This is a genomic window from Erwinia sp. 9145, from assembly GCF_000745075.1.
Lineage (GTDB): Bacteria > Pseudomonadota > Gammaproteobacteria > Enterobacterales > Enterobacteriaceae > Erwinia > Erwinia oleae.
Map to the genome: position 1 here is coordinate 2,469,021 of NZ_JQNE01000001.1, position 22,871 is coordinate 2,491,891.

Genomic DNA, 22,871 nt, shown 5'->3' on the forward strand with positions numbered 1-22,871 from the left:
GAGTCTTGATTTGGGCGCTTACCTGCTACGCAGAGTGCTGCTGATTGTGCCTACCCTGTGGGCGATCATCACTATTAACTTTTTTATCGTGCAGATTGCGCCCGGCGGGCCGGTCGATCAGGCGCTGGCGAACATTGAATTCGGCCAGAGCAGCGGTGTTCCGGGCGGCGACGCCTCGGCCATTCACAATCGCAGTGCGCTTAACGCCCTCCCTGGCGACAGCCAGTACCGCGGCTCCCGTGGATTAGATCCGGAAGTTATCGCCGAAATCACCAAACGCTACGGCTTCGATAAACCGATCGGGCAGCGCTATCTGGACATGCTGTGGAACTATGCGCGCTTCAACTTTGGCGACAGCCTGTTTCGCAGCAGCTCGGTGATTGAACTGATAAAAGAGAGCCTGCCGGTATCGGTAACGCTCGGCCTGTGGAGCACGCTGATCATCTACCTGGTTTCAATTCCACTGGGTATCAAAAAAGCGGTACGCAACGGCAGCGCCTTTGATATCTGGAGCAGCTCGCTGATTATTATCGGCTACGCCGTGCCCTCGTTTTTGTTTGGTATTCTGCTGATTGTGCTGTTCGCGGGCGGCAGCTATCTCGACTGGTTCCCGCTGCGCGGACTGGTGTCCGCGCAGTTTGATTCCCTGCCCTGGTACGGGAAAATCGTTGATTACTTGTGGCACATCACGTTGCCGGTTCTCGCCACGGTGATTGGCGGCTTCGCCACGCTGACCATGTTGACCAAAAACGCCTTTATGGATGAAATTCGTAAACAGTACGTCGTTACCGCGCGCGCAAAAGGCCTCGGTGAAGAAAAAATCCTTTACCGACACGTTTTTCGTAATGCGATGCTGCTGGTGATCGCCGGTTTTCCGGCCACGTTTATCAGCATGTTTTTTACCGGATCGTTGCTGATTGAGGTGATGTTTTCGCTCAACGGCTTAGGCCTGCTGGGCTATGAAACCACCATCCAGCGCGACTATCCGGTGATGTTCGGCACGCTCTATATTTTCACTCTGATCGGTCTGCTGCTGAATATTCTCAGCGATATCACCTACACGCTGGTCGATCCACGCATTGATTTCGAGGGACGATAATGAGCCGTTTAAGCCCCGTGAATCAGGCGCGCTGGACGCGTTTTCGCCACAACCGTCGTGGCTACTGGTCGCTGTGGATATTTGCCGTGCTGTTTGTGCTTTGCCTGGGTGCAGAGCTGCTGGCGAACGAGAAGCCGCTGCTGGTCCACTATCAGGATCGCTGGTATTTCCCGCTGGTGGTGGACTATACCGAAACCGACTTCGGCGGCCCGCTGGCAACCGCGGCGGATTACCAGGATCCGTGGCTTAAATCCCGCCTGACCCACGATGGCTGGGCGATTTGGGCGCCGGTGCGCTTTGCCGACAGCACCATTAACTACGCCAGCACCCGCCCTTTCCCTTCTCCGCCGTCGTCGCAAAACTGGCTGGGCACCGATGCTAACGGCGGCGACGTGCTGGCACGTATTCTCTATGGCGCTCGTATTTCACTGCTGTTTGGCCTGATGCTGACGTTGATTTCCAGCGCCATCGGCATCGTCGCGGGCGCCGCGCAGGGTTATTACGGTGGCAGGATAGATTTATGGGGGCAGCGCTTTATTGAGGTGTGGTCAGGGATGCCGACGCTGTTTCTTATTATTCTGTTATCCAGCGTGATTCAGCCCGGTTTCTGGTGGCTGCTGGCCATAACGGTGCTGTTTGGCTGGATGCAGCTGGTCGGCGTGGTGCGCGCTGAATTTCTGCGTACGCGCAACTTCGATTATATCCGCGCCGCACAGGCGCTCGGCGTCAGCGACCGGCATATTATGCTGCGTCACATGTTGCCGAATGCGATGGTCGCCACCCTCACCTACCTGCCCTTTATACTGGGCGGATCGATTACCACGCTGACCTCGCTGGACTTTCTTGGTTTCGGTCTGCCGCTCGGTTCTCCGTCGCTGGGTGAGCTGCTGTTACAGGGTAAAAATAATCTCCAGGCGCCCTGGCTTGGCATCACTGCCTTTTTTTCGCTGGCGATCCTGCTGTCGCTGCTTATTTTTATCGGCGAAGCGGTTCGCGACGCTTTCGATCCCAGTAAGGTGCACTGATTATGTCGCTGCTAGATATCAAAGACCTGAGCATCGCTTTTCGCCAGGCAGGCAGTGAATCGCGGGTCGTCGAGTCGCTGTCATTTTCGGTTGAAGCCGGTGAAACCCGCGCGCTGGTGGGTGAATCAGGCTCCGGGAAAAGCGTGACGGCGCTGTCGGTGATGCGGCTGCTACCTTCGCCGCCGGTGGTTTACCCGCAGGGCGAGATCCTCTTTGCCGGAACAGACGTGCTGAAGGCCGATGAGCGTACGCTGCGCGGCCTGCGCGGCAATCGCATGGCCATGATCTTTCAGGAGCCCATGGTGTCGCTAAACCCGCTCCACACCATTGAAAAACAGCTTTACGAGGTGCTGTCGCTGCATCGTGGGATGCGGCGGGAAGCCGCGCGAGCCGAAATGCTGAGCTGTCTCGATCGCGTAGGCATCCGCAACGCGGTCAGGCGCCTGAGCGATTTTCCTCATCAGCTTTCCGGCGGCGAGCGCCAGCGCGTGATGATCGCCATGGCGCTACTAACCCAGCCTGAACTGTTGATTGCTGATGAACCGACGACCGCACTCGACGTCACCGTTCAGGCGCAGATCCTGACGCTGTTACAGGAGCTGAAGCGGGAGATGAATATGGGGCTGCTGTTTATCACTCACAACCTCAATATTGTCCGGCGACTGGCGGATAACGTCACGGTAATGCGCAACGGGCGCGGCGTGGAGAGCAACATCACGCGCGAACTGTTTACGCATCCGCGTCATGCCTACACCAAAACGCTGCTGGATGCGGAACCGGAAGGCTTTCCCGACCCGATTGACGCGTCACGTCCTCCGCTGCTTCGCGTAGAGGATTTGCAGGTAGCCTTTCCCATCAAACGCGGCCTGATGCGGCGTGTTACCGGTTATCATCATGCGCTGCGCTCGCTCAGCTTCACCTTACGGCCGGGAGAAAGCCTTGGTCTGGTCGGTGAATCAGGTTCGGGTAAAAGTACAACCGGCCTCGCACTCCTCCGTCTGCTTCGGTCACAGGGGGAGATCTGGTTTGACAATCAGCCGCTGCATCAGTGGGATCGCCGCAAAATGCTGCCGGTACGCCGTCAAATTCAGGTGGTGTTTCAGGACCCGAACTCTGCGTTGAACCCACGGCTCAGCGTGCTGCAAATTATTGCGGAAGGGCTGCGCGTTCACCATCCTGACCTCAGCGCGCCACAGCGTGAGCAACAGGTGATCGATGCCATGCAGGAAGTGGGGCTTGATGCGGAAACGCGCCACCGCTATCCCGCCGAGTTTTCCGGCGGTCAGCGCCAGCGCATCGCTATCGCCCGTGCGCTGATCCTGAAACCCCGGCTGATCATTCTGGACGAACCGACTTCTTCTCTCGATCGTTCCGTGCAGAAACAGATCCTGCTGCTGCTAAAACAGCTACAGCGAGAGCATCAGTTAGCCTATCTGTTCATCAGCCACGATTTGCAGGTGGTCAGGTCGCTGTGTCATCAGGTGGTGGTGCTGCGTCAGGGGGAAGTGGTCGAACAGGGCCAATGCGAGGCGATTTTTGCGCAACCCGCCGAGGAGTATACCCGGCAGCTGCTTTCGCTGGCTTAATCAGCTGCCCGTCAGGCGGAGCGGTGGCGGAAGGTTTCGGCAATACACACGCCGAAATTTTTCAGACGGCAGGTTGCAGCAGGCTCGTCGTGCCGCGCGACAAACAGGCAGGGCTGACCTTCCCACTCGACGACGCAACACTCCAGCTGAATTTCCGCCAGCGCCTCTTTGATGAACGTCATCACTTCCCACGCCTGCTCGCCCTGATGGCTCAGCAGGCACAGTCCCGTTAAGTCGTCCTCTGCGGCATTAATGCTGAGCATTACCGCCTCATTACCGCTTCGGCCTGAAGCCGTACCTTTGCGATAGCTGTGCGGCAAACGGTGCACCACTGAATGTTGTAACGTATTCACCTGAACTCCCCGGTTCTGCTGCTCCCCTTCCCGAAAGGCGGGTCGGGATTAAAAAGAGGATGTATCAACGCGCTCATGTTGTTTTTGCGCGTCAGATCTCATAATGATCCTATATTTACCGCGTCGCCGGAATAATCACAATCATTTTTGATGCATATTGTTAACTTCTAAAGCGCAATAGATTCACATAACCACAACATCTATGCAGGCGAGGGATCTGAGACGCCGGGTGAACGACGTCTCAAAACAGAGAAGAGATCAGGCTGGTGCGCCTTTGCGCGGGCGGGTAGCGTAGATGAACAACGATACAGAGCAGGTGGCGCAGAAAAAAATTGAGCCAACCATTGGCCAGGCGCTGTCGAAGGTAAAGGTGGAGAGCAGCGCGCCGACTAACGCGCCCACCCCGAAGCGCAGCGTCCCCGCGAGCGAAGACGCCGTGCCCGCCATATGCGGAAACTCTTCCAAAATGACCGCCATTGCATTGGAGGAGACCATCGACACGCAGCCGATAAACATCGCCACGCCAAAAACCAGCGGCAAAAAACCCAGATTGAACGCGCTGACGATCATCAGCCAGACGCCCATCGAGAACTGTATCAACAGCCCGAAGCGAAACATCGCCACCGGGCCAAAGCGCCTGACAAACCTGCTGTTCAGCAGCGTCATCAGGAACAAAAACACCACGTTCAGCGCAAAATAATAACCAAAGTTCTGCGGATTAATATGGTTCAGCTCAATATAAACGAACGGCCCGGCATTAAGAAAAGAGAACATCCCGGCAAACGAGAAGCCGCTGGCCAGCATGTAGCTGAAGACGCGCTTATGGCGGAACAGTGATAAAAAGTTGCCCATCGTGGTGCGCAGATGAAACTTCTGCCGTTTATCACGCGGCAGCGTCTCTTTGATTTGCGTGACCACCAGCACCGTGGTCACTACCGCCGCCAGCGAAATGGCCCAGAAAATAGCATGCCAGCTCCAGACCAGCAGCATCCAGCCGCCGACGATAGGCGCCAGCAGCGGCGCAATAGTGGTCACCAGCATGACAAAAGACATCATGCGCGAAAACTCCTCCTTCGAGTAGCTGTCGCGCATCAGGGCGCTGATCACCACGCTGCCAGCGGCCGCTGAGAGTCCATGCAGGGCGCGCATGAAGATGAGCTGATCGATAGTCTGCGCCATCGCGCAGGCCGCCGCCGCAACGGCGAAAACCAGCGTGCCGACGGCGATAACCGGTTTGCGACCAAAGCTGTCCGCCAGCGGGCCATAAACCAGCTGTCCGAGCGCAAAACCCAAAATGTAGAGGTTGAGGGTCATCTGCACGCTGCCCGCCGACACGCCAAATTCCTGGGCGATTTGCGGCAGCGCCGGCAGATACATATCGATCGACAGCGGCATTAACATTGCCAACAGGCCAAGGATCACCACCAGCCCCAGCGATGAGTTCTTTTCCTTGCGCATCTTCATGGTGTTTCGATTCTCACTATTTTCTGTTTAACTCTTTTGGCAGACCTACGCTGGCTATCTCATCCGCGCTGAGCGCACGGTATTCGCCCGGTTCAAGATCTTCATCAAGCACAATCTCGTCAATCCGCTCGCGATGCAGCGCCACCACATGGTTCCCCACGGCGGCAAACATGCGCTTCACCTGATGGTAACGCCCTTCGCTGATGGTCAGGCGCGCCTGCCGCTCGCTGACCTGCTCCAGCACGGCGGGTCTGGTGAGTTCTTTCTCATTGTTCAACTGAACGCCAGCGGCAAACTGTGCCGCAATATCATCGGCAACCGGTGACTCCAGCGTAACCAGATAGGTTTTTTCGCAGTGATGTTTCGGCGAGGTGATACGGTGCGACCACTGGCCATCGTCGGTCATCAGCACCAGGCCGGTGGTATCGATGTCCAATCGTCCTGCCGCATGAAGCTTATACGCGACCGGCTCTTCCAGAAAATAGAGAACGGTCGGATGGTCAGGATCGTCCGTTGAGCAGACGTAGCCCTGCGGCTTGTTCAGCATAAAGTAGCGCGGCCCCGTCTGCTGGGTGAGCGCGTTGCCATCGTATTCAACCTGGCTTTCCGCAGAAATCTTAAAGGCGCCTTCGCGCACCACTTCGCCATCTACCGTGACCTTACGTGCCCGCAGCTCGCGCGCCGCAATCGCGCGGCTGACTTCCAGCTGCTGAGACAAAAATTTATCAAGTCGCATTAAATCTGCATTGCCTGTGTAAAAGAGAGGGTTCGACATTGTCCGACGCACAGCGCCTGAAACGCGATCAAGGCAACCAGTATATAGAGAGTTGCCGGTCAGTCACAGTGGCTGGCGCGCGCGAAAGTGCCTTTCATGACATAATGCGGTTTTGCTTCCAGGTTATCTCATGTCGTTTACGCTGCGCCCCTATCAACAGGAAGCGGTTGACGCCACGCTCAGCTACTTCCGTCGTTCTCATCACCCGGCCGTGATCGTGCTGCCGACCGGTGCCGGCAAAAGTCTGGTGATCGCCGAGCTGGCCAGACTGGCGCGCGGACGCGTGCTGGTGCTGGCGCACGTTAAAGAGCTGGTGGCGCAAAACCACGCGAAATATCAGGCGTTAGGTTCTCAAGCCGATATTTTCGCTGCCGGACTTCAGCGCAAAGAGAGCCACAGCAAGGTTGTTTTCGGCAGCGTGCAGTCGGTGGCACGTAACCTGGCGCAGTTTGACAGCGCGTTTTCCTTACTGATCGTTGATGAGTGCCATCGCGTCAGCGATGAAGATGAGAGCCAGTATCAGCAAATTCTTGCCCATCTGCGCCAGCGCAATCCGCAGATGCGCCTGCTGGGACTGACCGCTACGCCCTATCGCCTGGGTAAAGGCTGGATTTATCAGTTCCACTATCACGGCATGGTCAGAGGCGACGAGCGGGCGCTGTTTCGTGACTGTATTTATGAGCTGCCGCTGCGCTATATGATCAAACATGGCTTTCTGGTGCCGCCGGAAAGGCTGGATATGCCGGTGGTGCAGTATGATTTCAGCCGCCTGACACCGCGGGAAAATGGCCTTTTCAGCGAAGCGGATCTGAACCGCGAACTGAAACAGCAGCAGCGCATCACACCGCATATCGTGCAGCAGATTGTTGAATTCGCCGCGCAACGTCAGGGCGTGATGATTTTTGCCGCGACGGTGGAACACGCAAAAGAGGTGCTGAACCTGCTGCCGACCAGTAAAGCGCTGATCAGTGCGGAAACGCCTGCCGCGCAGCGTGATGCCCTGATTAACGCCTTCAAGGCACGCGAGCTGCGTTATCTGGTCAACGTGGCGGTATTGACTACGGGCTTCGACGCGCCGCACGTCGATACCATTGCCATCCTGCGTCCTACCGAATCGGTCAGCCTTTATCAGCAAATTGTCGGACGCGGCCTGCGACTTTCACCAGGCAAAACCGACTGCCTGATCCTCGATTACGCGGGTAATCCGCACGATCTTTATACGCCGGAAGTGGGATCGCCAAAAGGAAAAAGCGACAACCAGCCGGTGCAGGTGTTCTGCCCCGCCTGCGGCTTTGCCAACACCTTTTGGGGGAAAACCACCGCTGACGGCACGCTCATCGAACACTTTGGGCGGCGCTGTCAGGGCGTGCTGGAAGACGACGACGGCGAGCGCGAACAGTGCGACTTTCGCTTTCGTTTCAAAAACTGTCCGCAGTGTAACGCAGAGAATGACATTGCTGCCCGTCGCTGCAATCAGTGTGACGCGGTGCTGGTTGACCCCGACGATATGTTAAAAGCGGCGCTGAAACTGAAAGACGCCCTGGTATTACGCTGCGCGGCCATGACGCTGGAGCGCGGCGGCGACGAAAAAGGCGAGTGGCTGAAGGTGCGCTACTACGATGAAGAAGCAACCGAAGTCAGCGAGCGCTTTCGGCTCTCGACGCCCGCGCAGCGCATGGCGTTTGAACAGGTTTTTTTGCGGCCTCACCAGCGCGCGCCCGGCGTACCGCTGGCCTGGAAAACCGCAGCGGATATTATTGCGCTCCAGCCGCTGCTGCGTTATCCCGACTTCATCGTGGCAAGAAAGCAGCGTCAGTTCTGGCAAATTCGGGAAAAAGTGTTCGATTACGCGGGCCGTTTTCGACGCGCTCACCCGCTTCGTTAGGCACAACGACGTTAATACATTGCTCAGCGCTGCCCTCCTGAGCTATAATGCGCCTCGCTTTTGCCTGGCAAAAGCTGAACACTCCCGCCTGCTGCTGGGTCGCCTGTAGCAGGATCATCAGATAAAGAGATTGAACAATGTTCACTATTAATGCAGTAGAACGTAAAGAGCAGGGAAAGGGTGCGAGCCGCCGCCTGCGTACAGCTAACAAATTCCCGGCCATCGTTTATGGCGGTAAAGAAGCAGCTGTATCTATCGAACTGGATCATGACGCCGTGATGAACATTCAGGTTAAGCCTGAGTTCTACAGCGACGTGCTGACCCTGGTTATCGATGGCAAAGAAGTGAAAGTTAAAGTTCAGGCTATGCAGCGTCACCCGTTCAAGCCAAAACTGCAACACATCGACTTCGTTCGCGTTTAATCGCGCACGATATCGAAAAAAACGCCGCGTAATGCGGCGTTTTTTTTGTCTGTTACTTACCGTTGCTGCGACGCTGGAGCTGATCGCGCAGGTTAGGCGGCGTGCCTTTAATGGTCAGCGTATCGGTGGTCGGATCCCAAAAGATGCGTTCGCCCAACAGCATCGCGTCGAAGTTCAACGTCACTCCTCCGCCGCTGCCTGAGAATTTGGTCAACTGACGCAGCGTGCTGCGATCCGCCGGAAAGGTCTCTTCCAGTTCGTAGCCCTGCTCCTGAGTAAATGCCTGGAAGGTTTTCTCGCCCAGCGGCGCAAGCTCCTGCGACAGATCGTTCAGGGCGATCTCTTCGCCCGCCTGAAGCTGCTCGTTACAGTAGCTGTACACCTGTTGACGGTAATGTTGTCGTTCGTTTTTATCCAGACTGGCATCCGCGCAGTAATCATCAACTGCCTGAAGCAGCCCGCGGTTTTGCGCTTTGGTATCAAGACCAACGCTGGCGCCAAGGAAATCCATAAAGAAGTCCGCCACTTTTCTTCCCACGCGACCGCGCAGAAACGTCAGGTAGCGCGTGGAGCCCGGATTGGTTTCCCATTCGGTCAAATCAATACGCGCTACGATATCAGCGTGGTTAATATCCAGGTAGTGCGTGGTGCTGATATCCAACTCATCGTTAACGTGCATGCTGTTCTGGCTGTTCAGCACCGCGATCAGCAGATATTCCACCGCCAGATAGCGATAGTGACCAAACAACACGATGCCGCCTTCCGCAAAGGTGTACTTTGCCAGCTCATCGCGCAGACGACCCGTCGCGGCACGACTGAAGGCGAGAAAATCGTCTTCGCCTTTGCGGCAGTTGCGCAGTGCGTCCGCCAGCTCGCTCTCTTCATTAAACAGGCCATAGGCTTTATTTTTGGCGCTGTAAACGCGATGCAGTTCTTCCATCATGGCGGTGACGGGGGCGTTAACAGGCAGCAGCGACTCCCGCAGAACCAGCTCCAGCGTCTGTTCGTCGCGCTTGATTAGCTGATGCAGGGCAATCTGCTCGATATCCAGACTCATGGTAAACTCTCCTTTTGGCCGAGGCGCATATTCAAACACCGAGCGCGTTGGCAATCAACAGATAACGGCCGATAAAAGTGCGGTAAAAATCGCGCTTTTACGGTAAGATACCGCCCTTTGCAGCCCACTAAATTAAATTCGACGTTATGCCACAATCATCCCGTTACAGTGACCAGCGCGTGGAAAAACTCCTCGCAGAAATGGTTAAGGTGCTTGAAAACGACAAGGCGCCCACCGATCTTTCCCTGATGGTTCTGGGAAATATGGTGACCAATTTGATTAATACCAGCGTGGCGCCAGCGCTGCGTGAGTCGCTGGCGCGCTCTTTCGCCGGGGCGCTTCAGGCCTCCGTGCGCGATGACAAAGCCCACTGATGTGATCCGCTATGGTAACTAACCGGCAGCGCTACCGAGAAAAAGTGTCCCAGATGATAAGCTGGGGGCACTGGTTCGCCCTGTTTAACATCATTGTTGCCTTCGTTTTAGGTAGCCGCTATCTGCTGATCTCCGACTGGCCAGCCTCACTGGCCGGGCGCATCTATGCCTTTACCAGCTGGATTGGTCATTTCAGCTTTATTGTTTTTGCCGCCTATCTGTTAATTATCTTTCCACTGACCTTTGTGGTGATGTCGCAGCGGCTGCTGCGTTTTCTGTCAGCGATAGTCGCCACGGCAGGGTTAACGCTGATCCTCGTTGACGGCACGGTGTTTAACCGTTTTCACCTGCACCTGAATCCGGTCGTCTGGGAACTGGTGGTCAACCCCGATCAGAGCGAGATGGCCCGCGACTGGCAGCTGATGTTTATCAGCGTGCCGGCCATTTTTCTGGTGGAGATGTTGTTTGCCACCTGGAGCTGGCAAAAGCTCCGCAGCCTCAATCGACGCAGCTTCGGTAAGCCGCTGGCGGTATTTTTCATGGCGGCTTTTTTTGCCAGCCATCTGATGTATATCTGGGCCGATGCAAACTTTTATCGTCCCATCACCATGCAGCGCGCCAACCTGCCGCTCTCTTATCCCATGACGGCTCGCCGTTTTCTGGAAAAACATGGCCTGCTTGATGCGCAGGCGTGGCAGCGACGTCTGGTAGAACAGGGCAACCCGGAAGCCGTTTCCGTTGCCTATCCGCTCGGCAATATTGATTTCCGCGATGCGGGTACCCGCAATAACCTGCTGATTGTGACCGTGGACGCGCTTGGCGCGACCAGCACCATGCCGGCACTGAAGCAGTTTGCTGATGAAAATGTTAATTTCACCCAGCACTTCAGCGCGGGTGCGCGCTCCGACAGCGGCCTGTTCGGCCTTTTTTACGGTATATCTGCCAGCTATATGGACGGCGTGCTCTCTTCCCGCATCCCTTCCGCGCTGATTGGCGCGCTGGCTAAGCAGGGCTACCAGTTCGGCCTGTTCGCCTCCGATGGCTTCAGCTCATCACTCTATCGCCAGGCCTTGCTGACCGACTTCTCTCTCTCTCCGGCGAAAAACCAGTCGGACAGGCAAACCACCGCGCAGTGGCAACGCTGGCTTGAATCGCAAAAAGAGAATAAATCGCCCTGGTTCTCGTATGTTTCGCTGGCCGGTGATACGGATCGCCATCATGCGCGCGGCACCGCATCGATAGATGGACAGCTAAAAATCATGCTGGATACGTTGAAAGAGCGTGGCTTACTGGATAATACCGTGGTGGTGATCACCGCTCAGCACGGCGTTACGCCAGATGCGGATAGCAGCGTGGGTAGCCGCGCAAGCCTGCACGTTCCTCTGGTGATCCACTGGCCTGACACACCTGCGCAGCAGGTCACCAAGCTGACCAGTCATAAAGATATCATGAGCACGCTGATGCAGCGTTTGTTGCATGTCAGCACGCCGCCGACCGACTACTCTCAGGGAGAAGATCTGTTCTCTGCCAGACGACGCCATGACTGGGTGGTGAGCAGCAATAACGGTCAGTTGGTGGTTACCACGCCGACACTGACGCTGGCGCTCGACAACAACGGCAGCTACGAAGCCTGGGACAGCCGCGGCAAGCGTTTAAAAGACTATAAGCCGCAGCTTGCCTTGCTGCTCCAGGTTTTAACGGAAGAGAAGCGCTTTATCGCCGATTAATCTGTATAAATTCAGAGCAGTCAACGTGTTAGCGCTTGCAATCGTCGTTAAATTCATTAGTATAGGCTCCCACGTGTCGGCACGTAGCGCAGCCTGGTAGCGCACTGTCATGGGGTGTCAGGGGTCGGAGGTTCAAATCCTCTCGTGCCGACCAAAATCTCCCAACGTTTTGTCTGGTGAAGTCCAGAGAGAACCATAAAAAACAGTTTAAACAGTAGGTTGTTGAAGCCTGCTGTTTTTCTGTTGTCTGGTGAAATCCTGATTGATACAGTGGAATCCACCTGACTTAGGCATACTCATAGGCATACGTTTCTAAGACTGCCTTTTGATATGCCTAAGCCTTCCGGGGAACAGAATGGAGACTGTCATGGGTAAGATCACCCGACGCTAACTCAGTTGTACGGGCATAGCTCGCAGGCGGTGACGCTGGCCTGTTGTGGAAGCAGGGGAAATGTTGTTTTACCAGGACATTTGAGAATGATGATTAGTTAACTTCCTGAGTCTTATCTTTAAATCTCTTTAGACCAATAATTGCCACAGGTGTGATTCCGAGAAAAACCTTGTCGATTACTTCATTTTTTTGATTTAGAGAATGAATATCAGGTGAAACACCTCTGATTATCGCGTAATAATCTTTATTTTCACTCCATAAAGTTTGCATCTCCTTTTCATCAAAGAAAATTTCGTACTTCCCAATGCGATCCGGGCATTGAGGACGAGCATTATTGAATGCGTATAAATAACCATCATTTTCCACGCTACCTGAATCGAACAGAGCACCACTCTTAGTTATCGCAAAATATTTATCAGTCATTTTTAGCCTTCTTAAAGAGATTTTCTGGTTTATAATTCCATTAAAATGAGCATTGTCTGTTCAGCACTGATTAATCATAAAGCCATTTTCCCGCTCTTGCTGACTCTGCGAACATTCGTACTGTCAAAGGCTTACTGCTTTGCCTAACAGGTTTACGGGTAAACCACTTTCTAAAAAACCATTCATCCTTCCAAGGGTAATAATGATTCATATCAATATCTGAAGTATTAACATTGAATTTTTCATCATATTTTTCTATTGCATAGATAAGTTCATCAATTTCAGAATAGCTTTGTAATGCTGTATCAAGTTCTAAAGGTATTTTTTTGAAAGTGATAGTTGCAAGCGTAGAAATCTCTTCACGGAAGAATTTCAGAACATCATTATCGCTAATCATATTTTATGCTCATAACTGACGATACGATTATATTCTACCATTGTAAAAAAGACGACCTGTGAAACGCCTTTTGCTAAAACTACCCACCCCACAACTGGAACAGCTCTCCCAACAAACACACCCAGATTATTTACCATCCTGAATTTAAAATGCTGAATGGATTTTTTTGTCAAAGTGGGAAGAATATTTCTTTTGAGCCTGATATTTAGCCATCTCCGGAAAAAAACAGATGCGTATGAAGTGCCTGGTGTTGCAGTCATCGGTTTGCCAGGCACATCGATAGAGTTATCACCCAAGAGTAAGGCTGTGATAGCAGCTAAATCCTGCACACCCAATTGTTTCTCAACATTTGTCACAAAAACCCAAAAAAGTAACTCATACGGCGATAGATTACTTATCCCTTTGTAGAAGTACGTCCCATTAAGTTGTTCAACTATATCCACAGGTGTGCGCTCCCTCTCACTATAACTAACTCCTGCTTAATATAGAGCCACAGTCAGTGGGGGCAGTCAAGATTACCACTCAACGAGTTACCTGGTTTCTCCGTAAAACCGTGAGGCTAAACAGCGGCTTATTTTGTCTCTGCCATCACACAAGTTTCAGCAATTCAAGTCCGGCTGTTGACAGCTGAACATCCCTTGCCTCGCCGTTTTAAGTTATATCGTACTGAAGGGAAATTGTCTTCTTCCTGAAATCGATCATATTCAGCCTGAGTGCCACGATCTCATTACGGCGCATCGCTGTTTCCCATGCCAATATAATGATCGGTATTGATTTGACACTGGCACGTTCCAAAATCATCTCATATTCATCGCGTTCAATGATCTTATCTTGTGGCTTATCTGGTTCGGGCAGTTTGACGCCAGCAACTACATCCTCGCACTCAATCCCCTTCTCACAGGGTCACCAGCGTAAGAAACGAGAAAGTAATTGCAGCTCCAGCCGTACGGTTGATCCTGAAACCTCTTTCAGTCGTTTGTTGCGGAAGCAGATAATTTGATCGCGCGTAAATCATTCCAGAAGCGGATCCGGGAAGTGGCGAGCCAATACAACCCAACGGAAATAAGCTGACTCATAACCGCCCCGTTTCTTACCGTCTCACTCCATAGCCTCTTTCATATATTGATGAGTCAAATGCTTGATAGGCCGCCCTTTGTTGGGAGGCAATATGCTGATTTGGTTGACCTTTTTTGTGTTTTCGCCCCAGCTTCAGCCTTTTCTCTGGTGAGGTCAAAGGATTAAGCGCAAGACTAACCCTTTGACTTTTTGTACCTTTCTGCATACGTGCAATAACATCATGCACACGCTTTTAAACCCTCTATGTCGTCTGCTTTCCATGACAGGACGTAATATCGCTGTGCTCCCTTCTGTCACCGTCCCGCATAATAGTCTCCCTGGATACTCATGCAGCCCCGGAGGAAATTTCTCTGCGTAAAGCCCGCTTTACCGATGTCACTGAAGGACACCATGGCCGACAAAGCGGCTGTCTGCTAAGAAGGATCAGGATTGCGAGTGAAGGCAACAACGTGACGGGTAAGACGGAACAGCGAGCTAAACATATAGCCCGCTGTTGTACCTATGGTTTTCTAAAGACCAGACTCACTCCGCCGATAATTGCCGCCATACCGATAATTCCTGATAACGGCAACCTGTTGCCGAGCAGCACGTAGTCAAGTATGGCAGTAATAACCGGAACCAGATAAAACAGGCTGGTAACATTAACGATATTTCCCGCATTCAATAAGCGATACAGGAGCAGTTGCGCGACAACGGAAATGAACACGCCAAGGAAAAGTACCGCCATCACAAATTCCCGGTTGAAGTTAATCCGGAACGAACTGAAAGGCACTAAGAAGAGGCAAAGCAGCAAACTCACGGCATATTGCACAGGTAAAACTTCAGCGGGAGAGTAAGGAAGCTTTTGCTGCAAAATTGCGCCAAACGTCATAAACAACAGGGCGGCGAGTGCAAACATGAGCCCCTGCCCCGACATCTGCGCCGCCGCAAGGCTGCGCCAGACCAGTAATATCAATCCACTTAACGCTATAATTAATCCGACCACCCGTCTGCCATTCATTTCCGGCTTAACGAGGCAAAGCGTTAACAGAGGTTGAATGCCCATAATAGTGGCAATTAAACCCGGCGTCACGCCGTGCGCCATCGCCTCAAAGTAGCATAGCGAATAGCCGCCAATTATCATCACACCGCTCAGAAGCACCTTTTTTCGTGCTATCGGTGGGGGTAGCAAGCGACCCCGGATAATACCCAGCGTCAGCAATACGATTAACGCGACGATAAACCGGCAGGCTATCAGCGCAAGCGGTGAGGCATTATCGAGCCCCAGACGGGTAAAAATAGCCGCGCTTCCCCACAGAAGAACGAACCCAGAAATAGCGCCCTGAGACGCAAGAAAAGATTTATCGAAACGCATGGATTAGCTCCAGTTTCCAGTCACTGCAATAGAATGATTAACGCGTAAACGCGTCAATAAATCAGGGAAATTACGCCCTGTAACAGGCAGTTGCAGAAGAAGGAGGCGGAGGCGGACAGAGGCAGGCAAAGAAACCGTGACGCAGCACCGCAGCGAACATCGGCGAGCCGATGATGTCACTGACAGGATAATAACAAATCGATGCGTTGTTCATGGTCACGGAAGTTAAGCGAATGATAGCTGTTAAGCTAGCATAGTTGATATCTGTTTCACAACTGTTCTTACGATTTGCGGCGCTGATTCCAAAGAAGAATAAGAGGAATTTATCAGGTAGCGTCATTCTGTTAGGATCGCTTTCGTTGCTACGGTGAGCAAACAAAAAATAACCAAATTTTTATTTTCAGTTCTTTTCCTCGGGAATGACAGGCCAAAATGATTTACGACTGTTTTTTATATTACGACGAAGACATGCTGTTAACGATCAGGCTGAATACCCTGGTAAACTGTGTCGACAAATTCGTTATTGTTGAGTCCACTCATACTTTTACGGGAAAACCTAAAAAATTAAACTTCGATCCTGAGAAGTTCAGCGCGTTCAGGGACAAAATCATCTATGTGGTTTTTGATCAGTTACCGCATGAAAACGCCTGGCAAAACGAAGCCGACACGCGAAATGCCATCATGCGCGGGCTGAGCGACGCCCATGGCAACGATCTTATTCTGATTTCTGATATCGATGAGATTTTTTCGCCAGCCGTTTTTAACAAGATCGATCCGCGCGCCCTGTGCACGGTAATTCACCAGAATTTTTATAATTACCAGTTTAATCTCCAGGTATTTAACGTCGATGGCACAGCGCGCCAGTGCAAGCTTCCTAAAGCCGTCAGGTTCAGGCATCTGGTCAATTTTTTTCACGGTGAGCCGGAAACCCTGCGTAATGTGAAACGGTCAGCCATCAAAAAGAACTGGCTCAAATGGCAGTGGCTTAAGCTACGTACCCGCACTGTTACAAACGGAGGATGGCATTTTTCATGGATAATGGATCCGCAACGGATCGCTGAAAAAATGTCCTCTATTTCGCATACCGAATATGACCTGCCGGAGTTTAATAACCCTGAGCATATCGCCAGAGTTATTCAACAGGCGGAAGATATTTGGGGACGTGACAGAAAACTGATAGCTCAACCGCTCATCAAGCCAGATTTCCCTGACTGGCTGGTGGACAATCGTGACGCCTTTCGCGAATTCATTAAGCACTGACCTGGACATAACAGATGACGCTGGCACTGAAAGCGATAGCACAAATCTTAAAGCGCCACGCTGAAATAAAACTGTCATCTGTTTAACACATTACAGCACTAATCTCTTACAGTACAACAAGATACTGTCATGGGCTTATGATGCCAACCATTAAAGCGAAAGATATTAAAGATGCAGATGACATGCTCGGGTCAGGCGTGCGTAAAGTGGCGCTACCGGAGAATATCGACAGCGACGATTTTTTTCGCCTTGCCAGCCACTGGTGCGAAAGAGGCGCGAAAGTCTCGCTCAAAGAGGGGCGATTTGTGGTTTCAATAAAAGGCATGGCTATCCCGCCTAACGACTGACTTGCTTTGCCATACAGACGTCAATCTGCTTAAATTGCCGTTTAAGCAGATTGCAGTCAGGTGCCGTGTGGATCAACTGTCCCTCTCTCTTTACCACGCCAACGGCCCGATAACTCTGGCACCGCCGCTGACGTCGCGCCATTTTTTGAGTGCCCTGCACTGCCACCCCCTTCCCGAAAAGCCCGCGGTTCTGCTCTTTCAGGCTCGCTACCATCCTGCGCGTTATCATCAAAACCTGCACGATCTGACGGGCATTCCTCTTCCTGCGCCGTTAGAAGCGGCGGTAAACAAGCGGCGGGCGGAATACCTGGCGAGCCGCGCTCTTGTCCGTCACGCGCTTGAAGTCTTCCATCTTTCAGATTTTTTGCTGGTCAACGATGCCGATCGCGCGCCCTGCTGGCCGGAAGGTATCGCCGGTTCGCTGTCGCATACCGACGGCTACGTGTGTCTGTTGCTTGCGCGTGCGCAGAACAATTTACTGGTTGGCGTGGACGTTGAGCAGATCATGCGTGATGAAACGGCGCATGAAATGGCGGATATGATTATTAACGCACAGGAAAAAGCGATCCTACAGCAAAGCGGCCTGCCCTTTGCCTCAGCGCTCACCGCGGCGTTTTCACTGAAAGAGAGTCTCTATAAAGCGCTGTTTCCAGGCCTGCGGCGCTTTATCGATTTTCATCAGGCGGAGATCGTTGCAGCAGAACCGCAGCTTGCCAGGGTTACGCTGCAACTGCCGCAGGCACTCTCTGCGCTTTTACCTGCGGGCAGATGCTTCAGCGGGCACGTAATTATCAGCGGCAGCGAGCTGCTCAGCCGCATCGTTACGTCGTGATGTCCGCCTGGCTCGCCACGTCGGTGCGTTTTACCGCGTCAAGCGTCGCCATTTCGCGCTCTTCGCCGGTCAGCTCGCAGAGCAGGCCGTTACGCATCTCCAGCAGCCGGTCGGCGTGCAGGAAGTAGTGATCGTCATGGCTGATTGCAAACACCGTTTTTCCCATCTCCTGGAGCCACGGCAGCAATTCGCGATAAAAAATACGGCGAAAATGCGGATCCTGATCGGCGGCCCACTCGTCAAGCAGCAGAATATCGCGCTGTTCCGCCGTCGCCAGCAGCAGCGCCAGCCGCTTGCTTTGTCCTTTTGACAGCTTCAGATTAAGCACTTTGTTACCATCCAGTTTGATTTTGTCCTGCATTTTCAAACGCTCAAGCCAGCTCTGCACTTGCAGCGGGTCGGCAGGCTCGCCGCGATGATCAATTAATCGATCAAACAGATGCACATCGGTAAAGACCGCAGAAAAGAGCGCGCGATAGCGTTCCATGTTCTCCGCCACAACGGGCTTGCCATCCAGCAGGATCTGCCCGGAAACGGGCTGATAAAGGCCGGTGAGCAGCATGGCAAGCGTAGACTTACCGCTGCCGTTGCCGCCGATCAGAAACACCAGCTCGCCGCGTTTCAGGGTCATATTTATCGGGCCAACCGCAAAGCCGCTATCGCCGTAACTGAACATCAGCTCGCGCAGTTCAAGCGTCTGCCAGGTCTGCGAGGCAACGGGCGGCGCAAAGTCGGGGCGCCAGGCGGTCAGTTTGAAGGTGTTCAGCTTATTAAAAGCCACCTGCGCACTGAGCAGCGTCGGCAGCGCGCCAACGGCGGAAAGCAGCGGCGTACGCAAGAAGAGCAGCGTCAGTGAATAGGTGGCGGCAACAGCCGTATCGGCCCAGCCAAGGCTGTTCGCCATAAAGAACACCAGACCAATCGCACCGAGCATCATAATGTTCGACCAGTTTACCGCGCTGAGATGGAAGGTGTCGGCACGCACGATATGATGGCGATAGGTGCGCGCGTTCTCCTGATAGACCGTTTCAAAAATCTGTTCGGCGCGCTGACGGTTGAGCGCCAGCTCCTTACGGCCTTCAATAATGGTGTGATAATCGGCGTAAAGCGCGTCTTCCGTTTCACGCAGCGTCGCCATGTGGCGATAGACTTTCGACACCAGCAGCCAGCCACCGATAATGGTTATGGCCACCCAGACGGCGGTGACAAACAGCATTTCAGGCGAGAGCCAGGCCAGATAAGCCGCAGAGCCGACGGTCAGAATAATGCCCTGAATCAGCTCCGGCAGACGCACAAAGGCGATAGTGATATTACGAACGTCGCTGGTCAGCCCGGCCAGCAACTGCGCGCTGCCAATCTGCTCAATGCGTTCAACCTGGGTGTCGAGAATACGCTTGATAAATTCGCCGCGCAGGCGATAAACAAAGTGATGACCGAGTTGGGTCAGCGCCAGCTGCGAGCCAAGCGTGACCGCCATCAGCAGTACCAGCAGCCCCAGAAACTCCGGCAGCACCATCAGCGACGTATTCACTGAGACGATCAGTTCACGGTTAATAAAGGCGATCAGCCCGATACCCAGCACGGCGCTGAGCAGGCTGAGAAGAATAACCGTAATGAAAGGCCAGCGGTACTGACGGTAAACGACGCGAAGCAACTCCATGACACCACCCGAATATACGTAATTGAGCATGCAGTTTAATGAGATGAAAGGCGATATCAATAATAATTCTCATCCGCCACCTAAACCGTCAGCGAAAAGCACGACGAAAGGTCAGATTGAAGCGAAACGCGCCGGCCAGTGGATGAACGCCCGGCTTCAGCGGCAGAATACCGTGATAACGCAGCCTCGACGGGCCGCCCCACACCACCACGTCGCCATGCTCCAGCAGCACCCGCTGCGTGGCGTCGCCGCGTTCAAAACCACCAAACTGAAAAACCGCCGGCAGTCCCAGCGAGACGGAAACGATCGGCGCCTTCAGATCCTGCTCGTCTTTATCCTGATGCAACGTCAGTTTCGCGCCCGGCTCATAGCGGTTTATCAGGCAGGCATCGGGACTAAAGCCCGTAAAACCGGCCTCCTGTGCGCAGCTCACGGCCAGCGCGCGAAAGCGATCCGGCATCGGTGGCCAGCGTTTGCCGGAGGCGCTGTCCTGCTCGCTGTAGCGGTAGCCGCGCGAATCGCTTGACCAGCCGAAATCGCCGCAGTTGGTCATCGCCACCGACATGCGGTGGCCGCCTGGCGTGATGCGGTGGTAAAACGGATTTTGCGCGGCAACGTCGTTGATCAACGTTATCAGCGCCTCGCTCTCATCGCGCGCGCGACGGCGCAGGATAACGGCCCCGTCCGCCAGCGGCTCTGACCAGGGCGCATCTTCACTAAAGAGATCCAACATGGTGATTCCTCTATGGTGATAAAACGAATGACCTGAACTGCGGCGACATCCAGCTAACAAACTCATCGCCCTGCCTGATGATCAGATAAACGGCAAGCTTCTCCCTCAGCGCCAGCGCCTTCGCCTTCTCTTCGCCAAGCACCATCAGTCCGGTATCCCAGCCGTCGGCCTCCAGCGCGGTAGTGGCGATCACCGTTGCCGAAACCAGCCTGTGCTGAATGGGCGCGCCGGTGGCGGGGTCAATAACGTGCGAAAGGCGTTTGCCGTCCAGTTCATAATAGTTGCGATAGCTGCCGGAGGTGCTGATTCCGTGCCCCTGAAGGTCAACCACCGCCTGCGCGGCGTTTTCCCGGTCGGTGGGTTTCTGAATCGCTACCTTCCAGGGTTCGCCCTGCGGGTTGAGCCCGCGGGTCAGCACCGCGCCACCGACAGAGACAAGATAGCGGGTGATGCCCTCTTTCTCCATCAGTCGTGCGAGATGATCGGTCGCAAAGCCCTCACCCACCGTGGACAAGTCCACATAGAGCGCAGGCAAGTCTTTTTGCAGATACGCGCCTTCCGCACGCTGAATAACGCGCAGGTGCGACAGTCCGGTTTTTGCCCGCGCCGCTTCAATCTGCGCCTGAGTTGGCGTTTTCACCGGCTGCTTGTCCGGCCCGAAGCCCCACAGGTTCACCAGCGGGCCGACGGTGATGTCCATTGCGCCGTCGGTTTTTTTACCGATGCGCAGCGCCTCCGTAACAATATCCGCCATGTCATCGCTAACCGGCTGCGGCTCGCTGCCGCGATAGCGATTGAAGCGTGACAGAACCGAGTCTGCTTTCCAGGTTGAGAGCGTGCGATCGTCGTCGTCGAGCTGCCGCTGCACGGCTTTTTGCAGGCTTTCTTTGCGCTCCGGCGCCACGCCAGCCAGGCTGACGCGCCAGAATGTTCCCATTGTGCTTCCCTGAAGGATCAGCGCGGAATCGGCGCGACTCTGGTTTTGATTGTCACAGCCCGAAATCATAATAAATGCTGCTAAACCAGCATAGTACAGACATTTGTTCTTCATTCTTCCCTGCATGCCTCCAGAAAATATTGGCCCGAAAAACGCTGTTTTTAGCGCTTTTCGCCGAAATTAGTTACTTGATATTGATCAAAAGGCCCATCAGGATAGGGATTGTACGCACCTCCTGAGGAGGTTGCCGTTATTAATCAGAGGAGATCCTGCATGATTTATTTCGTACTCCTTGCCGTATGCGTTGGGCTGATTATCTTTTCAGGCTACAAGCATTACAAGCAGACGCATAATAAGCAGCTCTATCGTCCTTATCGTCGGGTAAGATCGTAAAAGCGCAGAGAAAACGGCGGGCAGTCAGTAAGCCGGAGAGAAACGGGAGCGCGAACGCGCTCCCGACACATCAGAACTGGTAAACCAGGCCAACGCCTACGACGTCATCGGTATTGATACCTGCCGCATCGGTAAATTCGTTGTCATCCAACAGATTGATTTGGTAATCAACATAGGTCGACATGTTTTTGTTGAAGTAGTAAGTGGCGCCCACATCAACATATTTTTTCAGGTTCTGCGAGCCGTAGCCGTCAATATCGCTGGCGCGAGAGTTGACGAACGCCAGAGAAGGACGCAGGCCGAAGTCAAACTGATACTGCGCAACCAGCTCCCAGTTATCCGCTTTATCGGCATAGCCGTAAGCGTCTGAACCGCTGTCGCCAAAGCGATTCGCGTTATAAGAGCGGGTGTACATGGCTGCCAGATAGATGTTATTGGCGTCATATTTCAGGCCACCCGTATAGGCGGAAGCTTTATCACCGCGACCAATGATATCCGCCGAGCCCGGCGTGCCGCCGTTCTGACGATCGGTGCGATCGGAGCTGAACATCGCCGCGCCGACACCAAAGCCGGAACCAAGATCGTAGGTGGTTGACAGACCCCAACCGTCGCCGTTTTCGCCCAGCACGTCACGTCCGCCTGCCGATTCCGTTGGATTGTCGTTTTTGCCCTGGTACTGTACGGCAAAATTCAGGCCGTCAACCAAGCCGAAAAAGTTGCTATTACGGTAGGTCGCCATGCCATTGCCGCGCTGGAACAGATAGTTGTCCGCGCCATAGGTGTCGCCGCCGAACTCAGGCAGTACGTCGGTCCAGGAGCTCACATCATAGATTACGCCGTAGTTACGACCATAATCGAACGATCCTGCATCGCCGAACTTCACGCCAGCAAAGCCTACGCGGGTAAAGCTGTCGGCCGAGCCTTCTGCTTCGGAGGTATTCAGCGCCGCCTGATATTCCCACTGGCCATAGCCGGTCAGGTCGTTGCTGATTTGTGTTTCACCTTTGAAACCGAAACGCACATAGGACTGATCGCCGTCAGAGCCGTCATTGTCAGAGAAGTAGTGAAGACCATCTAATTTGCCAAAGAGATCAAGTTTATTGCCGTCTTTGTTGTAGATTTCCGCTGCGCCTGCCTGCCCGGCGATCAGCATCGCGGGAACCAGGAGGGAGAGTACACGAAGTTTCATCTTATTAGCCTCTTGTTATATGCCTTATTTGCCACTGCGTGCTGAACATTGATTATTCAGTCGGCAATTCATACTAAGACGCGAGACGTAATAAGCCATAAAGAAAATGCT

Annotated in this window: 22 protein-coding genes and 1 tRNA gene; 11 read left to right on the forward strand and 12 right to left on the reverse strand. The window is 53.6% G+C overall.

Features of this window, described 5'->3' with window-relative positions; translation table 11 throughout:
• Positions 1–10: 10 nt before the first annotated feature.
• The 3 genes from FA91_RS11900 to yejF are packed head-to-tail and all read left to right on the forward strand — an operon-like array spanning position 11 to position 3,710.
• The gene (locus FA91_RS11900; RefSeq protein ID WP_034916001.1) at positions 11–1,099 is read left to right on the forward strand and encodes a microcin C ABC transporter permease YejB; all 1,089 of its coding nucleotides are present in this window, start codon (positions 11–13) and stop codon (positions 1,097–1,099) included.
• Positions 1,099–2,124, forward strand: a complete 1,026-nt coding sequence (locus FA91_RS11905; protein ID WP_034916004.1) for a microcin C ABC transporter permease — start codon at positions 1,099–1,101, stop codon at positions 2,122–2,124. The genes FA91_RS11900 and FA91_RS11905 overlap by 1 nt, the downstream gene beginning before the upstream one ends.
• Before the next feature lie 2 nt (positions 2,125–2,126).
• Positions 2,127–3,710 (forward strand): microcin C ABC transporter ATP-binding protein YejF, encoded by a 1,584-nt coding sequence (gene yejF / locus FA91_RS11910; RefSeq protein ID WP_034916006.1) that lies wholly within the window; start codon positions 2,127–2,129, stop codon positions 3,708–3,710.
• An 11-nt stretch (positions 3,711–3,721) separates the two neighbouring features.
• Here yejF and FA91_RS11915 read toward each other — a convergent pair whose 3' ends face one another.
• The 3 genes from FA91_RS11915 to rsuA form a co-directional block, all read right to left on the reverse strand.
• Complete coding sequence (locus tag FA91_RS11915; RefSeq protein WP_034916008.1) at positions 3,722–4,063, reverse strand: hypothetical protein; 342 nt, start codon at positions 4,061–4,063, stop codon at positions 3,722–3,724.
• 258 nt (positions 4,064–4,321) lie between these two features.
• On the reverse strand, positions 4,322–5,521 hold the full coding sequence (locus tag FA91_RS11920; RefSeq protein ID WP_034919255.1) for a Bcr/CflA family multidrug efflux MFS transporter: 1,200 nt from the start codon (positions 5,519–5,521) through the stop codon (positions 4,322–4,324).
• A gap of 22 nt (positions 5,522–5,543) precedes the next feature.
• Positions 5,544–6,263, reverse strand: a complete 720-nt coding sequence (gene rsuA / locus FA91_RS11925) for a 16S rRNA pseudouridine(516) synthase RsuA (protein ID WP_034916011.1) — start codon at positions 6,261–6,263, stop codon at positions 5,544–5,546.
• A 169-nt stretch (positions 6,264–6,432) separates the two neighbouring features.
• On the opposite strand from rsuA, the gene FA91_RS11930 reads away from it, so the two are divergent.
• On the forward strand, positions 6,433–8,187 hold the full coding sequence (locus FA91_RS11930) for a DEAD/DEAH box helicase family protein (protein ID WP_034916013.1): 1,755 nt from the start codon (positions 6,433–6,435) through the stop codon (positions 8,185–8,187).
• A 137-nt stretch (positions 8,188–8,324) separates the two neighbouring features.
• Positions 8,325–8,609 (forward strand): 50S ribosomal protein L25, encoded by a 285-nt coding sequence (rplY, locus tag FA91_RS11935; RefSeq protein WP_034916015.1) that lies wholly within the window; start codon positions 8,325–8,327, stop codon positions 8,607–8,609.
• A gap of 52 nt (positions 8,610–8,661) precedes the next feature.
• On the opposite strand, the gene yejK is transcribed toward rplY, so the two are convergent.
• Complete coding sequence (yejK, locus tag FA91_RS11940) at positions 8,662–9,666, reverse strand: nucleoid-associated protein YejK (RefSeq protein WP_034916017.1); 1,005 nt, start codon at positions 9,664–9,666, stop codon at positions 8,662–8,664.
• A 146-nt stretch (positions 9,667–9,812) separates the two neighbouring features.
• Here yejK and FA91_RS11945 point away from each other — a divergent pair, with 146 nt between their 5' ends.
• From FA91_RS11945 to FA91_RS11955, 3 genes are all read left to right on the forward strand, one after another.
• Positions 9,813–10,040 (forward strand): YejL family protein, encoded by a 228-nt coding sequence (locus tag FA91_RS11945; protein WP_034916019.1) that lies wholly within the window; start codon positions 9,813–9,815, stop codon positions 10,038–10,040.
• A gap of 11 nt (positions 10,041–10,051) precedes the next feature.
• Positions 10,052–11,767 carry an LPS biosynthesis-modulating metalloenzyme YejM gene (gene yejM, locus FA91_RS11950; RefSeq protein ID WP_034916021.1) on the forward strand — a complete coding sequence of 572 codons (1,716 nt, stop codon included), beginning with the start codon at positions 10,052–10,054 and terminating at the stop codon, positions 11,765–11,767.
• 77 nt (positions 11,768–11,844) lie between these two features.
• Positions 11,845–11,921: transfer RNA gene (locus FA91_RS11955), tRNA-Pro, on the forward strand.
• A gap of 330 nt (positions 11,922–12,251) precedes the next feature.
• On the opposite strand, the gene FA91_RS11960 is transcribed toward FA91_RS11955, so the two are convergent.
• The 4 genes from FA91_RS11960 to FA91_RS11975 all read right to left on the reverse strand — a co-directional run bounded on the left by FA91_RS11960 (position 12,252) and on the right by FA91_RS11975 (position 15,409).
• On the reverse strand, positions 12,252–12,581 hold the full coding sequence (locus FA91_RS11960; RefSeq protein WP_034916023.1) for a hypothetical protein: 330 nt from the start codon (positions 12,579–12,581) through the stop codon (positions 12,252–12,254).
• A 70-nt stretch (positions 12,582–12,651) separates the two neighbouring features.
• On the reverse strand, positions 12,652–12,978 hold the full coding sequence (locus FA91_RS11965) for a DUF1493 family protein (RefSeq protein WP_034916024.1): 327 nt from the start codon (positions 12,976–12,978) through the stop codon (positions 12,652–12,654).
• Positions 12,975–13,421, reverse strand: coding sequence for an STM2901 family protein (locus FA91_RS11970; RefSeq protein WP_034916025.1), 447 nt, complete (start codon positions 13,419–13,421; stop codon positions 12,975–12,977). The genes FA91_RS11965 and FA91_RS11970 overlap by 4 nt, the downstream gene beginning before the upstream one ends.
• A gap of 1,133 nt (positions 13,422–14,554) precedes the next feature.
• Positions 14,555–15,409: a DMT family transporter gene (locus FA91_RS11975; RefSeq protein ID WP_034916028.1), complete on the reverse strand. Its 855-nt coding sequence runs from the start codon at positions 15,407–15,409 to the stop codon at positions 14,555–14,557.
• A 432-nt stretch (positions 15,410–15,841) separates the two neighbouring features.
• Here FA91_RS11975 and FA91_RS11980 point away from each other — a divergent pair, with 432 nt between their 5' ends.
• From FA91_RS11980 to FA91_RS11990, 3 genes are all read left to right on the forward strand, one after another.
• Positions 15,842–16,669, forward strand: coding sequence for a benzoate transporter (locus FA91_RS11980; RefSeq protein ID WP_034916030.1), 828 nt, complete (start codon positions 15,842–15,844; stop codon positions 16,667–16,669).
• Between the two features lie 140 nt (positions 16,670–16,809).
• Positions 16,810–17,016 (forward strand): hypothetical protein, encoded by a 207-nt coding sequence (locus tag FA91_RS11985; protein WP_034916032.1) that lies wholly within the window; start codon positions 16,810–16,812, stop codon positions 17,014–17,016.
• A 67-nt stretch (positions 17,017–17,083) separates the two neighbouring features.
• On the forward strand, positions 17,084–17,848 hold the full coding sequence (locus FA91_RS11990) for a 4'-phosphopantetheinyl transferase superfamily protein (RefSeq protein WP_051937148.1): 765 nt from the start codon (positions 17,084–17,086) through the stop codon (positions 17,846–17,848).
• Here the strand turns inward: FA91_RS11990 and FA91_RS11995 are convergent.
• The 4 genes from FA91_RS11995 to ompC form a co-directional block, all read right to left on the reverse strand.
• Positions 17,838–19,508, reverse strand: coding sequence for a multidrug ABC transporter permease/ATP-binding protein (locus tag FA91_RS11995; RefSeq protein ID WP_034916035.1), 1,671 nt, complete (start codon positions 19,506–19,508; stop codon positions 17,838–17,840). The genes FA91_RS11990 and FA91_RS11995 overlap by 11 nt on opposite strands.
• A gap of 88 nt (positions 19,509–19,596) precedes the next feature.
• Positions 19,597–20,241: a DNA oxidative demethylase AlkB gene (alkB, locus tag FA91_RS12000; protein WP_034916037.1), complete on the reverse strand. Its 645-nt coding sequence runs from the start codon at positions 20,239–20,241 to the stop codon at positions 19,597–19,599.
• Positions 20,242–20,251: 10 nt separating this feature from the next.
• A complete protein-coding gene (gene apbE, locus FA91_RS12005) occupies positions 20,252–21,292 on the reverse strand; it encodes an FAD:protein FMN transferase ApbE (RefSeq protein WP_051937149.1) in 1,041 nt (346 codons plus the stop codon).
• Between the two features lie 349 nt (positions 21,293–21,641).
• Positions 21,642–22,760, reverse strand: a complete 1,119-nt coding sequence (ompC, locus tag FA91_RS12010; protein WP_034916039.1) for a porin OmpC — start codon at positions 22,758–22,760, stop codon at positions 21,642–21,644.
• Between the last annotated feature and the right edge of the window lie 111 nt (positions 22,761–22,871).

Coding starts and splice junctions, on each gene's coding strand:
- yejK (WP_034916017.1), bottom strand. CDS start 9,666: ATGAGTCTGGATATCGAGCAGATTGCCCTGCATCAGCTAATCAAGCGC.
- FA91_RS11985 (WP_034916032.1), top strand. CDS start 16,810: ATGCCAACCATTAAAGCGAAAGATATTAAAGATGCAGATGACATGCTC.
- FA91_RS11945 (WP_034916019.1), top strand. CDS start 9,813: ATGCCACAATCATCCCGTTACAGTGACCAGCGCGTGGAAAAACTCCTC.
- FA91_RS11995 (WP_034916035.1), bottom strand. CDS start 19,508: ATGGAGTTGCTTCGCGTCGTTTACCGTCAGTACCGCTGGCCTTTCATT.
- ompC (WP_034916039.1), bottom strand. CDS start 22,760: ATGAAACTTCGTGTACTCTCCCTCCTGGTTCCCGCGATGCTGATCGCC.
- FA91_RS11960 (WP_034916023.1), bottom strand. CDS start 12,581: ATGACTGATAAATATTTTGCGATAACTAAGAGTGGTGCTCTGTTCGAT.
- FA91_RS11975 (WP_034916028.1), bottom strand. CDS start 15,409: ATGCGTTTCGATAAATCTTTTCTTGCGTCTCAGGGCGCTATTTCTGGG.
- apbE (WP_051937149.1), bottom strand. CDS start 21,292: ATGAAGAACAAATGTCTGTACTATGCTGGTTTAGCAGCATTTATTATG.
- alkB (WP_034916037.1), bottom strand. CDS start 20,241: ATGTTGGATCTCTTTAGTGAAGATGCGCCCTGGTCAGAGCCGCTGGCG.
- rsuA (WP_034916011.1), bottom strand. CDS start 6,263: ATGCGACTTGATAAATTTTTGTCTCAGCAGCTGGAAGTCAGCCGCGCG.
- FA91_RS11965 (WP_034916024.1), bottom strand. CDS start 12,978: ATGATTAGCGATAATGATGTTCTGAAATTCTTCCGTGAAGAGATTTCT.
- rplY (WP_034916015.1), top strand. CDS start 8,325: ATGTTCACTATTAATGCAGTAGAACGTAAAGAGCAGGGAAAGGGTGCG.
- FA91_RS11930 (WP_034916013.1), top strand. CDS start 6,433: ATGTCGTTTACGCTGCGCCCCTATCAACAGGAAGCGGTTGACGCCACG.
- FA91_RS11905 (WP_034916004.1), top strand. CDS start 1,099: ATGAGCCGTTTAAGCCCCGTGAATCAGGCGCGCTGGACGCGTTTTCGC.
- yejF (WP_034916006.1), top strand. CDS start 2,127: ATGTCGCTGCTAGATATCAAAGACCTGAGCATCGCTTTTCGCCAGGCA.
- FA91_RS11920 (WP_034919255.1), bottom strand. CDS start 5,521: ATGCGCAAGGAAAAGAACTCATCGCTGGGGCTGGTGGTGATCCTTGGC.
- yejM (WP_034916021.1), top strand. CDS start 10,052: ATGGTAACTAACCGGCAGCGCTACCGAGAAAAAGTGTCCCAGATGATA.
- FA91_RS11980 (WP_034916030.1), top strand. CDS start 15,842: ATGATTTACGACTGTTTTTTATATTACGACGAAGACATGCTGTTAACG.